The 13,664-nt window shown below is 74.2% G+C and carries 12 protein-coding genes; 11 read left to right on the plus strand and 1 reads right to left on the minus strand.

The features are described 5' to 3' along the window. Positions 1-12: 12 nt before the first annotated feature. From IH00_RS38955 to IH00_RS0118795, 10 genes are all read left to right on the plus strand, one after another. Positions 13-1,128 carry an Ldh family oxidoreductase gene (locus tag IH00_RS38955; RefSeq protein WP_052411478.1) on the plus strand — a complete coding sequence of 372 codons (1,116 nt, stop codon included), beginning with the start codon at positions 13-15 and terminating at the stop codon, positions 1,126-1,128. Beyond that, positions 1,125-2,318 (plus strand): pyridoxal phosphate-dependent aminotransferase, encoded by a 1,194-nt coding sequence (locus tag IH00_RS0118755; RefSeq protein ID WP_031075041.1) that lies wholly within the window; start codon positions 1,125-1,127, stop codon positions 2,316-2,318. The genes IH00_RS38955 and IH00_RS0118755 overlap by 4 nt, the downstream gene beginning before the upstream one ends. Positions 2,319-2,328: 10 nt before the next feature. Beyond that, a complete protein-coding gene (locus IH00_RS0118760) occupies positions 2,329-3,219 on the plus strand; it encodes an isocitrate lyase/phosphoenolpyruvate mutase family protein (RefSeq protein WP_031075043.1) in 891 nt (296 codons plus the stop codon). Next, complete coding sequence (gene aepY, locus IH00_RS0118765) at positions 3,216-4,361, plus strand: phosphonopyruvate decarboxylase (protein WP_063835401.1); 1,146 nt, start codon at positions 3,216-3,218, stop codon at positions 4,359-4,361. Before IH00_RS0118760 ends, aepY begins: the two co-directional genes overlap by 4 nt. Next, positions 4,358-5,548, plus strand: a complete 1,191-nt coding sequence (locus IH00_RS38960; protein WP_078887833.1) for a phosphonoacetaldehyde reductase — start codon at positions 4,358-4,360, stop codon at positions 5,546-5,548. Before aepY ends, IH00_RS38960 begins: the two co-directional genes overlap by 4 nt. Then, positions 5,530-7,626: an aminotransferase class V-fold PLP-dependent enzyme gene (locus tag IH00_RS38965; RefSeq protein WP_052411480.1), complete on the plus strand. Its 2,097-nt coding sequence runs from the start codon at positions 5,530-5,532 to the stop codon at positions 7,624-7,626. Before IH00_RS38960 ends, IH00_RS38965 begins: the two co-directional genes overlap by 19 nt. Positions 7,627-7,667: 41 nt before the next feature. Continuing rightward, positions 7,668-8,324 (plus strand): phosphonate O-methyltransferase DhpI, encoded by a 657-nt coding sequence (gene dhpI / locus IH00_RS0118780; protein WP_039947182.1) that lies wholly within the window; start codon positions 7,668-7,670, stop codon positions 8,322-8,324. Positions 8,325-8,379: 55 nt separating this feature from the next. Further along, the gene (locus tag IH00_RS0118785; protein ID WP_031075052.1) at positions 8,380-9,072 is read left to right on the plus strand and encodes an aspartyl/asparaginyl beta-hydroxylase domain-containing protein; all 693 of its coding nucleotides are present in this window, start codon (positions 8,380-8,382) and stop codon (positions 9,070-9,072) included. 87 nt (positions 9,073-9,159) lie between these two features. Further along, the gene (locus IH00_RS0118790; protein ID WP_031075055.1) at positions 9,160-10,410 is read left to right on the plus strand and encodes a GNAT family N-acetyltransferase; all 1,251 of its coding nucleotides are present in this window, start codon (positions 9,160-9,162) and stop codon (positions 10,408-10,410) included. 55 nt (positions 10,411-10,465) lie between these two features. Continuing rightward, complete coding sequence (locus tag IH00_RS0118795; protein WP_052411481.1) at positions 10,466-11,734, plus strand: MFS transporter; 1,269 nt, start codon at positions 10,466-10,468, stop codon at positions 11,732-11,734. Here IH00_RS0118795 and IH00_RS0118800 read toward each other — a convergent pair. Next, positions 11,670-13,181, minus strand: a complete 1,512-nt coding sequence (locus IH00_RS0118800) for a sodium:solute symporter family protein (RefSeq protein WP_031075058.1) — start codon at positions 13,179-13,181, stop codon at positions 11,670-11,672. The genes IH00_RS0118795 and IH00_RS0118800 overlap by 65 nt on opposite strands. Positions 13,182-13,336: 155 nt before the next feature. On the opposite strand from IH00_RS0118800, the gene IH00_RS0118805 reads away from it, so the two are divergent. Continuing rightward, positions 13,337-13,576 carry a DUF3311 domain-containing protein gene (locus IH00_RS0118805; RefSeq protein WP_031075060.1) on the plus strand — a complete coding sequence of 80 codons (240 nt, stop codon included), beginning with the start codon at positions 13,337-13,339 and terminating at the stop codon, positions 13,574-13,576. Positions 13,577-13,664 lie beyond the last annotated feature (88 nt).

Genomic DNA, 13,664 nt, shown 5'->3' on the forward strand with positions numbered 1-13,664 from the left:
TGCTGGAGCCCTATGTACGCCAGTGACGGCACCGACCGCCCGTCCGTGGTCGGCAGGAAGCCACTGACCGATTTCGTCATCGAGGCGCTGACGTCCGTCGGCGCCACCGAGGCCGACGCGACGCTCACCGCCGACGTGCTGGTGGCCGCCGACCTCGCCGGGGTCGACAGCCACGGCGTCGCCCGGCTCCGCCGCTATGTGGAGGGCCTGCGCAACGGCACCATCAACGGCCGCGCCCGGCCCCGCGTCGAGCGGGAGCACGGAGGTGTCAGCGTCGTCGACGCCGAGAACGGGCTGGGCCAGCCCGCGCTGTGCTTCGCCGTCGACCTGGCCGTCGAGCGCGCCAGGGAACACGGCGTGGCGGCGGTGGCGGTGCGCCGCTCGAACCACATCGGCATCGCCGGCTGGTACACGGAACGCGCCGCGCGCTCCGGCACCTTCGCCATGGTGACCACCAACGCCACGCCGCAGGTGGCCCCGACCGGCGCCGCCGAGCCCATGTTCGGCACCGACCCGGTCAGTTACGCCGTCCCCACCGCGGGCGAGCCGCTGTGCTACGACGCGGCGACGAGCATCGTCCCGCGCGGCAAGCTGGAGCGGCTGGACCGGGAGGGCAAGCCGATGCTGCCGGGCTGGGCGGTGGGCCCCGACGGCGCCACCTCCACCGACATCCCGCGGGTCGTGGCGGGGCTCAAGGCCAGGGAGGGCTACGCCCTGCTGCCGGTCGGCGGGCTCGGCGAGGAGTACGGCGGCCACAAGGGGTCCGGTATCGGCCTCCTCGCCGAGCTGCTCTGCGGCCCGCTGACCGGAGCCAGCTGGAGCAAGCACACCTACGGTCCGCAGGGGGCGGACCTCGGCCAGTTCGTGCTGTGCCTGGACCTCGCCGCGCTGGGCGACGCCGGCCGGATCACGCGGGACGTCGACGCCATGGCCGCGGAGATCCGCGCCGCCCGGCGCGCCGACGAGGACGTGCCCGTACGGCTGCCCGGCGAGCGCCGCCACCGGTGCGCGGAGGAACGGTCGGCGCGCGGCATCCCGCTGCTGCCCCCGGTCGTCAGGGACCTGGGGAGGATCGCGGAGCTGACCGGGATCAAGCCGCTCGGCGCACGGGACGGGCAGGAGGCGTGACCGGCGGCCCGCGCGGCTCCTCGCCCGCCCTTTCCCCCGCCGTCCGGGAGGACACCGGGCCGCCCGTCATCGACCTGTCGTCCGGGCAGATCCTGGAAGCCCTGCCGGAGGCGGCGCGGGCTGCGATCCGTCGCGCGACGGAGTCGCCCGAGGTGTCCGGCTACGCGCCCGGTCCCGGCCGGGCGGATCTGCGTACCGCCGTGGCGGACCACTACGCCCGCCGGACGGGTGCGGCGACCGACGCCGACCACGTCACCATCACCGCCGGTGCCCGGCACGGGCTGTTCGCGGCCGTCGCCGCGGCGGCGGCCGGGCGCGAGGTCCTCGTCCCCGCCCCGCACTGGAGCCACTACCCGACGGTGATCCGGCAGGCCGGAGCGCTGCCCGTCACCGTGCCCGGCGACCCGCTGCACGGACTGCTCGTCGACCCGGCGCGCCTCGACGCGGCGTGGACGCCCCGGACCGGGGCCGTACTGGTCAACAGCCCGGTCAACCCGTCGGGGGCCTGCTACGACGAGGGGCGGCTGCGGGAGCTGCGCGCCTGGGCGGTGGAACGGAACGTCCGGCTGATCGTCGACGACATCTACTGGGCGTACGGATCGCACATCGACACCCGGCTGCTGCCCGGCCCGTACGAGGTCGTCGTGGGCGGAGCGTCCAAGGTGTACGCCCTGGCCGGGCTGCGCATCGGCTGGGTGTGGGCCGAACCGGCGCTCGGGGCGGCCGTGCGGGAGATCGTGGAGCACACCACCGGGCCCGTGTCGGGACCGGCCCAGGCCGCCGCGGCGGCGGTCCTCGCCTACGAGAACGGCACGGGCGGCACCGGCGCGGCCGTCGCCGGAGCCGGGGTCGCCCGGCGTGCCGCCCAGCTGGCCCGGCAGCGCGCCGAGGCGGTCGAGGCGATGGCCGCCGTCCCGTACCTGCGGCCGGTTCCGCCGGCCGGCGGGATCTATCTCTGCCTCGACGCCTCCGAGGCCCTGGAACTCCGGCTGCTCGGCGCCGGGGACGACCAGGAGCTGTGCCGGGCCCTGCGCAGCGGGGCGGGGGTCGGTCTGCGCGCGGGCTCCACCTTCGGCATGCCGGGGTTCCTGCGGCTGTGCGTCGCCGAAAGCCATGAGGTTCTGTTGACCGCCGCCCACCGCCTGACCACGTGTCTGACGGCTGCGGCGCGCGAGGTCACCCATCACTGAGGGGATACCAATGACCATTGCTTCGTACGGACCATCCACCCTGCCCGGCTCGCGTGCCGCCACGCTGCGGGACGCCTTCGCGAACGGCCGGCTCGTCCGGGTGGCCGGCGCGCACGACGGGCTGTCGGCCCGGCTCGCGGAGGAAGCCGGCTTCGACTCCGTGTGGGCGTCGGGGCTGGAGATCTCCGCGGCCCACGGGCTGCCGGACGTGAGCCTCCTCGGCATGGCCGAGTACCTGTCCGCCGCCGTCGCCATGCAGCGCTCGGTGTCGGTCCCGGTCGTCGCCGACTGCGACACGGGCTTCGGTGGCGTCCTCAACGCCGCCCACACGATGATGCGGTACGAGGAGGCGGGCGTCGCCGGGGTCTGCATCGAGGACAAGATCTTCCCCAAGCGCAACAGCTTCGTGAACTCCGGCCAGAAGCTGCTGGAGGTCGACGAGTTCGGCCGGAAGCTGGAGGCCGCCAAGCGCGCCCAGGTGTCCTCGGACACCGTGCTGATCGCCCGGACCGAGGCGTTCATCTGCGGACTGGGCCTCCAGGAGGCGCTGACGCGCTGCCACCACTACGTCGACGCGGGGGCCGACGCCGTCCTCGTCCACTCCAAGGCGGTGGACTCCGGCGAGGTCGTCTCCTTCATGAAGGAGTGGCAGCACCGGGCCCCGGTCGTGGTGGTCCCCACGACCTACGCGGACTTCTCCGCCGCCGAGGCGCAGGAGGCGGGGATCTCCATGGTCATCTACGCCAACCAGGGCATGCGGGCCGCCATCACCGCCATCCGCAGCACCTGGGCCACGGTCCTCGCCGAGGGCTCGACCGCGCCCGTGGAGCCGCGCATCGCGTCCGTCAAGGACATCTTCGCCATCTCGGGCATGGACCAGTGGCTGGACCTCGACCGATGAGCGACCGGATCACCGCGGAGGAGTTCGTCGCGGCGCTGCGCGCCCACGGGGTGCAGCGGGTGACGGGGGTGCCGTGCGGCCACCTCGCCGGGCCGTGGGCGCTGTTCGACGGTGCGGGTGACCTGACGCCCGCCGCCTCGGAGGGCGCCGCCCTCGCGCTGGCGGCCGGCTGGGAGCTGGCGGGCCGCACCTCGGCCGTGCTGTGCCAGAACTCCGGTTTCGGCAACCTGATCAACCCGCTCACCTCCCTCCTGCTCCCCTACCGGGTGCCGGTCCTCGTCGTCATGACCCTGCGCGGCTGGCCCGACCCGGCGGAGGACGAGCCGCAGCACGCCGCCATGGGCACCTCCACCGTCGCGCTGCTGGAGACGCTCGACGTGCCCCACGCCGTGCTGTGGCCCGGGAAACTCGAGGAGGCGCTGGGACAGGCCGCGGACGCACGGGCGCACGGCAGGCCGTTCTTCCTCCTGGTGCCCCGGGGCGCCATCGGCAAGGCCGCGGACGCGTACCCCGCCGGGGCCCCGGCCGACGACCGGCTCACCCGGCCGCGGGCCGTGGCCGCCCTCATGGCGGAGCTGACCGACGAGCTGATGGTCACCACCACCGGCTACCTGTCCCGCCAGGCACACCACGAGCGGGACCGCCCGGACACCTTCTACATGCAGGGCTCCATGGGGCACGCCAGTGCCGTCGGGCTCGGGCTGGCCACGGCCCGCCCGGAGCGGCGCACGGTCGTCCTGGACGGCGACGGCGCGTTCCTCATGCACCTGGGGAGCGGCTCCACCATCGGCTCCTCCGGTGCCCGCAACCTCACCCATGTCGTGGTGGACAACGGCTGTTACGAGTCCACCGGATGCCAGCCGACGACCTCGGCCGGTCTGGACTGGGCCTCCCTGGGCGCAGGGCTCGGCTACCGCACGGTCCTGACCTGCGACTCCCCCGCGGACCTCACCGGGAGCCTGCGTTCCGCGCTGACCGCCGAGGGGCCCGTGCTCCTCGCGCTCACCGTCGTGCCGACGCCCGGCGAGGTGCACCCCCGGGCGACCGCGTCGCTCGGTCCGGAGCTCATCGCCGGCCGTTTCCGGGAGGCGGCCGCGGCGGAGGCCGGTGGCGGCGGTGCCGAGCCGGGGGAGCTGCCATGAGCCCGCCCGTGGCGCGGGACTCCGGCCACCGGCGCGACACGGTCCTGCTGACGGGGCGGGGCAGCTTCGGCAGGGTCACCGGGCTGAGCGAGGGCCGGCGGGTGCTGGTCGTCGCCAGCAGCCGAGCCCTGCTGCGGGCTCCGGTCGCCGCGTGGCTGCCGCCGGACGCGGTCACGTTCACCGCGTTCCACCCCAACCCCACGGTGGCGCAGGGGGTCGAGGCGGCCCGGCTGCGCCGGGCGTCCGGCGCCGACCTGGTGGTGGGCATCGGCGGCGGTTCGGCCCTGGACGTGGCCAAGGCCGCCCGGGTCCTGCCGGGCGACGCCGGGGCGGCCGACGAGGTGATCGCGGGCCGCAGGCCGGTGCCGGAGGGTGTGCCGGAGCTGCTGCTGGTCCCCACCACGGCGGGCACCGGCAGCGAGGTGACGCAGTTCGCGACGCTCTACCGGGGGCACCGCAAGGTCTCCCTGGACACCCCGGCGGCCCGAGCCGACATCGCCGTCGTGGACCCGGCGCTGACCGAGACGTGCCCTGCGGACCTCACGTGGACGTGCGCCTTCGACACGCTGGCGCACGCCGTCGAGTCGCTGTGGTCGGTCCGGTCCACCGCGGTGTCCCGCGAGCACGCCGTCGCGGCCCTGCGCTCGCTGCTGCCCGTGCTGCGGTACGCCGGGGACCTGCCGTCCCCGGCCGAACGCGACGCCCTGAGCCGGGCCGCCACCCTGGCCGGGCAGGCCATCGATCTCACGCGGACCACCGCCGCCCACGCGCTGTCGTACCCGCTGACCGCGCACCTGGGCATCCCGCACGGGCTGGCCTGCGCGCTCAACCTGGCCTGGCTCGCCCCGCTGGTGGAGGCGGCCGGGCCGGAGCGGGTGACCGACCCGCGCGGTCGGGGGGCGGTGCGGGAGGCGGTCGGCACGCTGCGGGAGCTCTTCGGGGCGCAGGAGCAGGGCACGGACCTGGCCGGGGTGCTGCGGGCCCTGCTCGCCCGGCGCGCCTCCTTCCCCTACGCCGGCGCGCGGCACGCCCCGTACGACCTGCTCGTGGCGGAGGGGCTGTCCTCCGACCGGATGTCCGGGATGCCCGTGCGTCTGGAGCGCCACGAGGCGCGGGCGGGGCTGGAGACGGTCCTCGGCGCCGGCACCGAGCGAAAGCGAGGCACGACATGCGCAACTACAGGGTGACCGGGCCGGTCGAGGTGCCGGACGGCACGCTCGCCGCCATGACGACCCGGATGATCAGCCACCGTTCCGACGGCTTCCGCGACCTCTTCGGCGGCATCGCGCCGCGGCTGGGCGCGCTGTTCGGCACCGCCGGCACCGTCCTGCCCCTGACGTGCTCGGGGACGGGCGGTCTCGAAGCGGTCGCCGCGTCCCTGCTGCGTCCCGGCGACCGCGTCCTGTCGGTCCAGCTGGGCTACTTCGGCGAGCGGTTCGCCGAGATCGCGGAGCACCACGGCGCCGTGGTGGACGTGCTGGCCGCGCCGTGGGGGCAGGTGGTGGACACCGCCCGCATCACGGAGCGCCTCACCGCGGGGTACGACGCCGTCCTGCTCACCCACAACGAGACCTCCACCGGTGTGGTGGCACCGCTGCGCGCGTGGGCGGAGGCGATCCGGGCGGTCAGCGACTGCCTGATCCTCGTGGATGTGGTGAGCAGTCTGGCCGCCGTCGAGATCGGCTTCGACGAGCTGGGGCTCGACGCGGCGGTGGGCGTGACGCAGAAGGCCCTGGCCTGTCCGCCCGGGCTGTCCCTCGTCGCCGTCTCGGAACGGGCGCTGGCCCGGGCGGCCGAACCGGGCGAGGGCTCCTACTACTTGAGCCTCGCCCGCGCGGCCGAGCACGCCCGGGCCGGCACCACGACGTACACGCCGGCCCTGTCGGTGCTGTACGCCCTCGACACGGCGCTCGCCGCGATCGAGAAGGAGGGCGTGGAGGCGGTGTGGGAGCGCCATGCCCGCACGGCACGGCGGTGCCGGGACGCCCTGCGCGCCCAGGGGCTCGCCGTCGTTCCCGAGGAGGCGCACAGCTCCCCCACGGTGACCGCGGTGCGGCTGCCGGACGGGGGCGCGGTGCGGGTGCGCGAGGCGCTGGCCGCCGAGCACGACACCTGGGTGTCCTCCGGACGCGGTCCCTGGAAGGACGAGGTGCTGCGCATCGGGCACATGGGGCCGGTCGAACCGGCCGACGTCGACGCCTGTGCCGCCGCCGTCGCGGCCTGTCTGGGCGGCCCGGCCGGCGGCACCGCGCCCGTGGCGCCGTCCGCGGCCCCGGCGGCGCTCGACGTACGGGAGACCGCGACGGCCGACGGTCTCACGCCGGACTGGGACGGGCTGGTGGCGCGGCTGGACGCCCCGGTGTTCCACACCCGGGCGTTCCTGCGGGCGTACGAGCACCATCCCGTCCAGCGGATCAGCGAGCCGCGCTATCTGGAGGTGCGCCGCGACGGCGAACTCGTCGCCGCCGCGCCCACCTACCTGCAGGGCGATCCGCTGGGTCTGCTCGGGATGGCGGACGGCGAGCAGGCCCTGCTGTCGCCGATGTGGCACTCCCCGGACTCACGGCTGCTGGCGGCGGACGACGAGGCCCTGGACGCGCTGACGCGGGCGTTCGCGGCCCGGGCCGCCGAACTGGACGCCCCGCAGTGGGGGTTCGCCAACCTGGGCACCGACCATCCGCTGGTGCGGACCCTGGAGCGGAAGGGGTTCCGCCGCCGGGAGCTGGTGGCCCGCTGGACACTGGACCGGTCCGACGCGCCGGACGGCGAGGCGTACCTCGCCGGGATGCGCCGCTCGGTACGGCGTGACTACCAGCGCCAGTTGCGCAGGTACCGGGAGCAGGCGCACGCCCGGGTGCACCGGGCGGACCACGAGGGCCTGGTGCCGCTGCTGGAGCTGATCGCCGCCAGCGCCACCCGGACCGGCTCGCCCAAGTACTACGACCCGCTGAAGCTGGCGGCGTTCCTGCGGGAACTCGACGAACCGGTACGGGTCGTGGAGGTGCGCGAGAACGACGGCGAACCGCTCGCCGTGGCCGTCTGCTTCCTGGAGGACAAGCGCCTGCAGGCGTGGGCCGGAGGGTACGTGCGCGGCCGCGCCGACCTGCGGTTCAGCCCCTACTACGCCTTGTGGTGGGAGATCGTCGAGCTCATGTGGGCGGCGGGCACCGAGTCGATCGAGTGCGGCCGGCTCAACGAGACCTTCAAGGAGAAGATGCTCCTCCGCCCGCAGGACCTGGTGGCGATGCTCGGCCCTTCGCTCTGACCCGCACCACCGTTTTCACCGGAATTCGAGGAAGAGGACCCATGACCACTTCGCACGGTCTGATCGAGAGCCAGCTGTCGTACTACCGGGCCCGGGCCTCCGAGTACGACACGACCTTCGTGCCGTACATGGACTCCGCGGCGCCCGCCGCGCTGGAGCGTCTGCGTGCCGGGAACATCCGGGGGGACGTGCTGGAACTGGCCAGCGGCACCGGTTACTGGACCCGCCACCTGTCCGGCCTGGCCGACCGGGTCACCGCCCTGGACGGGTCGGCCGAGATGATCGCCGAGGCAGGCCGGCACGGGCTGGACAACGTCGAGTTCCGGCAGCAGGACCTCTTCGACTGGACCCCCGACCGGCAGTGGGACGCGGTGTTCTTCGCCCACTGGCTGGCCCACGTGCCCGACGACCGGTTCGACGCCTTCTGGGCGAGCGTGCGCAGCGCCGTCGCGCCGGACGGTGTCGTGGAGTTCGTCGACGTCACCGACCACGAGCGGCGGCTGGAGGAGCGGGACGACTCCGAGCCCGAGGTCGCCGTCCGCCGCACACTCCAGGACGGGCGCAGCTTCCGCATCGTGAAGGTCTTCCGCAGCCCGGCCGAGCTGACGGAGCGGCTGACGGCCCTCGGCTGGTCCTGCTCCGTCGACGAGGTCCACCCCGGCTTCCTGTACGCCACGTGCCGTCCCGTCCGGCGGTGAGCCGACGGCCCGCCCCGCTGCCCGGTATGTCCGCCCCACCGAAGGAGACGCAGTCGTGAACGGTTCCCTCAGCATCAACCAGCCGGGGGTGCGCAAGGCGATCAACCGGTACTTCCTGAAGGCCAGCGGTGGCCGCAACCGGTTCCGGATCATGTCGCCGTACGCGCTCTTCCCCGAGTCCCGGAAGCTGGACTACCAGTTCGACCAGATCAAGGCCGAGGTCACCAAGCTCATCGAGACGCGTGACGTCCGTCCGTACGGGGACATCGACCCGCTGCGTGCGGCGGAGGTGTCCACCGACTGGCGGCTGTACTACGCGTACATGCTCGGCGAGACGAACCCGGCCGCCTACCGGGACTGCCCCACCTTCGTGGACTTCGCCGAGCGGACTCCCCGGGTGGTCAACGCGATCATCGCGATCCTGGAGCCGGGGGTGACGCTGAAGGCGCACGAGGGTCCGTACGCGGGCATCCTGCGCTACCACCTGCCGCTGACGGTGCCGGAGAACAACCCGCCCCGCCTGCGCGTGGACCAGGAGATCCACACGTGGCAGGAGGGCCGGGGCATCCTCATCGACGACACCTTCGAGCACGAGGTGTACAACGAGAGCGACGGGCGCCGCGTCATGCTGATCATCGACATCCGCCGGCCCATGGGTCTCGTCCCGGACGTGGTCAACCGGCTCAGCCTGCGCGCGAAGCGCAAGTGGTCCGCCCAGTTCATCAAGGAATCGGGCGGCGACATCTGATGGTGGCCGGTGCGGCCGCCGCGCCCGGGGGGGGCGGCGGACGCACCGGTCGCCGCCGGGAGGATCGGGGTGAGAAGAGGAGTGCCGGTGTCGGACGTACGAATCCTGCGCAGCGTCGACGAGGTCGGGCCCGCCGCCTGGGAGGAGCTGACCAAGGCGGCGGACGTCGACTCCAGCCATGGTTTCCTCCGGTTCCGCGAGTACGTGGAACCGGGCCGCGGCGTCCTGTTCACGCTCGGGCCGCCCGAGCGGCCGCGCGGTGCCCTGCGGGGTGTGGTCGCCGTGCCGGGGTCCGGTCTGACCAGTGATCCGTGGAAGTTCGTCGGTTCCGGGGCCGTGCTGCGGCTGGACCCCGGTACGGACGAGGCCGAGGCGGCAGCGCTCCGCCGCGCCCAGCGCGACCTGGTCCGCGCGGCCGCGGACCCGGCGGCACCGGCGGGGGGTGACGACGAGGAGCCGCTGTGGCAGGTGCTCACACGGGGGTTGGGCCCCTGCCTGGTGGTCAGGGAGTTCGACCGCAGCGAGCTGCTGTGCCATCCGGAGGCGGACGCGGCGGAGGCGCAGAGCGTCGCCGCCCGGCTGGTGCGCGCCGCGCAGACGGCGGCGGCCGAGCACGGTGCCGGCGCCGTGGCCTTCCCGTTCGTCAGCCCCCGGGACACCCTGCTGCGCTCCGTCCTCACCGCGGCCGGGTTCCGGGGCGGGGCGATGACGGGCGCGTCGTGGGTGGAGACCGGCGGGTACGGCTCCTACGAGGAGTTCCTGGCCGCGCTGCCGAGCCGGCGCCGCCGCCGCTACCGCCTGGAGGAGCAGCGGCTGACGGAGGCGCCGGACCTCACGACGGCCGAGGTGGATCCGGTGGAGCACGCGGCGCGGATCGCCGAGCTGGAGGCGCGGACGCTGGTCAAGCACGGGGGGCTGGCCGACGCGGAGGCGATCCGGCGGGCGCGGATCGAGCTCGCGGACCGGCTGCCGGACGACACGGTGGTCATCCCCGCGGTGATCCGGGACGGCCGGATCGTCGCGTGCGCGCTGCACCTGCGGGGGCCGCGGAGCGTGGTCTTCATGACCTACGGCTGCGACTACGACGTCGAGGACCGGGGCCCGGCGTACCCGTGGGCCGCCTTCTACCATCCCATCAGGACGGCGATCGCCCACGGCGCCTCGTCGGTGCGGCTCGGCCTGGAGGGGTTCGAGGCGAAGACCCGCCGGGGGGCGGTGGTGGAGGCGCGGGAGCTGTGGGTGTGGACGCCGGACGCCGCGGCGCTGGCACGGCTGGGGGACCTGCTGGAGCTCGTGGGAGAGCGGAACACCTCGTACCTGGCCCGGTTTTCGCGATGACCGGCACCGTCCACCACCGGCCGCGGCCGGACGAACAGGGAGCAGTGCGGCTGTCATGACCGCCGGAGAAACCGCCGAGGACGTCCAGGACGGGACCGCCGGGGACCGGGGCGGGCCGGACCGGCTGCTGCTGTCGGCGCTGGCCGTCGGTGCCTTCGCCATCGGCACGGACAGCCTCGTCATCAGCGGCCTGCTGAGCCGCATCGCCTCCGATCTGAGCGTCTCCCAGGCGACGACGGGCCAGTTGATCAGTGTCTTCGCGCTGGTGTACGCCATCGGGGCACCGGTCCTGGCGACGGTCACCGCCGGGCTGGACCGCAGGCGGCTGCTGCTGGTCGCCCTGACGGTGTTCATCGCCGCCAACGTGCTGGGGGCCGTGGCCCCGAACTACCCGGTGCTGCTGGCCTCCCGGGTGCTGGCGGCCGTGGGAGCCGGTCTCTACCTGCCCTGCGCCATGGTCGTCACGGTGAGCGTCACGCCGCAGCGGTGGCGGGGCCGGGGGCTCGCCATGGTCGCGGGCGGGATGTCCGCGGCCACCGCGCTGGGCGTGCCGCTCGGCACCCTGATCGGTGCCGTCAGCGACTGGCGCGCCACCCTGGTGCTCGTGGCGGTGCTCGCCACGCTCGCGGTGGCGGTCCTGGTGAAGGCCGTGCCGCGGGTGGCGGCCCCGGCGGCGGTGACCCTGGGGCAGCGGCTGCGGTCGGCGGCGCACCCGCAGGTGCTCATCGCCCTGCTGGCGAACGCCCTGGCCTGCGCGGGTGAGTTCACCGTCATGGTGTACGTGGCCCCGCTCGCGCAGGACGTCACCGGCACGGGGGCGGCCGGGGTGAGCGCCTTCCTGCTGGTGTCGGGCCTCGCCGCGCTCCTGGGCAGCGCGGTCGGGGGCCGGGCCGCGGACCGGTTCGGCGGCCGGCGCGCCTACAACGGGGCGGTCGCCGTGCTGTTCGGCGGGCTGGCCGCCCTGGTGCTGCTCACCGTGGCGGCCGGGGGCGGGTCCTGGTTCACCGCCGGGGTCTTCGCGCTGCTGCTGTGCGTCGTCAGCGTCGCGTCGTGGGCGCTGCCTCCGGCGCAGAACCACGCGATCGCCGGGCTGGACATCCCCGAACCGACCGTCGCCCTGTCCCTGAACGGCTCCTCGTCCTACCTGGGCCTGGCGATGGGCGGCGTGCTGGGCGGTCTGGCCGTGGAGCACGGTTCGAGCACGACGCTCACCGCCGCGGGCGCGGCCGTCGAACTGTCCGCCCTGGCCCTGCTGCTGACTACGGCCGCGGTGACGGCGAAGCGGCGCCGGGCCACCGCTCCCGGGCCTCGGCCAGGAAAGTGAGGAACAGGGAGATGACGAGGTTGAGCAGCAGGGCGACCACTCCCACGTAGACGCCCGAGGAGCCGGGGATGCCGAGCGGCACGACGGCGGAGAAGCCGCCGCGGACCACCAGGGCCGTACCGAGGAGCATCCCCGCGCTCCAGCCGGCCAGCAGCGCGGCGGGGCGCAGGCGCGCCGTGTACAGGCCGATGGCGACGGCCGGGAAGATCTGGAGGATCCAGACGCCGCCGAGCAGTTGCAGGTTGATGGCGTCCTGGTCGCGCAGCCCGAAGACGAAGACGACCGCGCCCACCTTGGCGGTGAGCGACACGGTCCGTGCGATCCGCACCTGACGCTTGGGGGTGGCCGTGGGGTGGACGTACTCGACGTAGACGTTGCGGACGAACGAGGTGGCGGCGGCGATCGACATGACGGCGGCCGGTACGAGCGCGCCGACCGTGATGGCCCCGAACACCAGCCCCACCAGCGGACCGGGCATCAGCAGGGCCGTGAGCATCGGAACGGCCGCCTCGGCGCCGTTCTCGGGGGTGTCCACGCCCATGGCGATGGCGGCGATGCCGAGCAGACCGAAGAGCGCCAGGACCACCGTCCACAAGGGCAGGGCGATGCTGACGCGGCGCAGGACGGCCGCGTCGGAGGCGGCGAACGCCGCGGTGAGGACGTGCGGGTACATCAGCAGGGCGAGCGCCGAGCCGATGGCGAGCGTGACGAAGGCCGGCTGCTGGCCCGGGGTGAGGATCAGGGAGGCGTTCGCCGTCGAGCCGGACAGCCGGGTGGCCGCCGCGGTGAAGACGCCCTCGGGGCCGTTCATCCGGTCCAGCACCAGCCAGCAGACGGCCAGCGCCGAGCCGAAGACCGCGACCCCCTTGAGCGCCGAGATGACGGCGGGGGCGCGCAGCCCGTGCCGGTAGGTGGCGATGGCCAGGCCGGCGAAGACGGCGATCATCACGCAGTCACCCGCCGCCGCCCTGGACGGCACACCCGCCGCGTCCAGCACCGCGCGTATGCCGAGGAGTTGCAGCGCCAGGTACGGCATGGTGGCGAGGATGCCGGTCAGCGCGACCACCAGGGCGAGCGGGGCGGAGTCGTACCGCCGGCGGACGAAGTCGGCTGCGGTGACGTGCCCGTGCTCGCGCGCCATCGCCCACATCCGGGGCAGCAGGACGAACGCCAGCGGGCAGACGATGATCGTGTACGGCAGGGCGAAGAAGGCCGGTGCCCCGTTGCCGTACACCAGGCCGGGCACGGCGGTGAAGGTGTACGAGGTGAAGATGCTGCCGCCCAGCAGCAGCCAGGTCCAGCCGGTGCCCAGACTCCGGTCCGCCAGCGCCCACCCGCCGAGCGACGGCAGGTCGCTGCTGGGGTTCAGCCGGCGCGCCGTGACCGCGAGCAGTGAGGAACCGCCGATGACGGCCATGAGCGTCGCGGCCATCGGGCCTACTGTCATCGTCGCTGCCTCTGGTGGTGTGGGGGTCCCTTGCCTGACGGACGAGGTGCGCGAGAGCGCCGGCCCAAGGGGGCGGTAGGGTCTTGCGGTGCTGTCAACCGGCGCACGGGCAACGGCAACTCTTACACAAACCAACAGGATTGAGGAGAGTCCGGGTGGAACAGCTCGGGGAGGCACCGCGCCGTCGGCCGTGGTCATGGCGCAGATGCGCCGCCGCCGTCGTCCTGCTCGCGCCCGTCGTGGCACTGTCCTGGGTCCCGTGGTACGCCCAGGACCGGCCGCGCCTGGCCGGAGTGCCGTTCTTCTACTGGTACCAGCTCGCATGGATCCCGGGGTGCGCCTTCGCCATGCTCGCCGCGCACCTGCTCACCCGGGCCCGGCCGCGGCGCGGGTGACGTCCCCCGGCCGTTCTCCGGTTTTCCGTCCCCCGCCTGTCCTCTGGTTGATACGTTCACGCAACCCGTAAGCAACAGAGGGTTGGGC

The organism is Streptomyces sp. NRRL S-118 (assembly GCF_000716335.1).
GTDB lineage: Bacteria > Actinomycetota > Actinomycetes > Streptomycetales > Streptomycetaceae > Streptomyces.

Bases quoted from the DNA above. Each gene is read 5' to 3' on its own strand.
- IH00_RS38955 (WP_052411478.1), top strand. From the start codon at position 13: ATGTACGCCAGTGACGGCACCGACCGCCCGTCCGTGGTCGGCAGGAAG.
- IH00_RS0118760 (WP_031075043.1), top strand. From the start codon at position 2,329: ATGACCATTGCTTCGTACGGACCATCCACCCTGCCCGGCTCGCGTGCC.
- dhpI (WP_039947182.1), top strand. From the start codon at position 7,668: ATGACCACTTCGCACGGTCTGATCGAGAGCCAGCTGTCGTACTACCGG.
- aepY (WP_063835401.1), top strand. From the start codon at position 3,216: ATGAGCGACCGGATCACCGCGGAGGAGTTCGTCGCGGCGCTGCGCGCC.
- IH00_RS0118800 (WP_031075058.1), bottom strand. From the start codon at position 13,181: ATGACAGTAGGCCCGATGGCCGCGACGCTCATGGCCGTCATCGGCGGT.
- IH00_RS38960 (WP_078887833.1), top strand. From the start codon at position 4,358: ATGAGCCCGCCCGTGGCGCGGGACTCCGGCCACCGGCGCGACACGGTC.
- IH00_RS38965 (WP_052411480.1), top strand. From the start codon at position 5,530: ATGCGCAACTACAGGGTGACCGGGCCGGTCGAGGTGCCGGACGGCACG.
- IH00_RS0118795 (WP_052411481.1), top strand. From the start codon at position 10,466: ATGACCGCCGGAGAAACCGCCGAGGACGTCCAGGACGGGACCGCCGGG.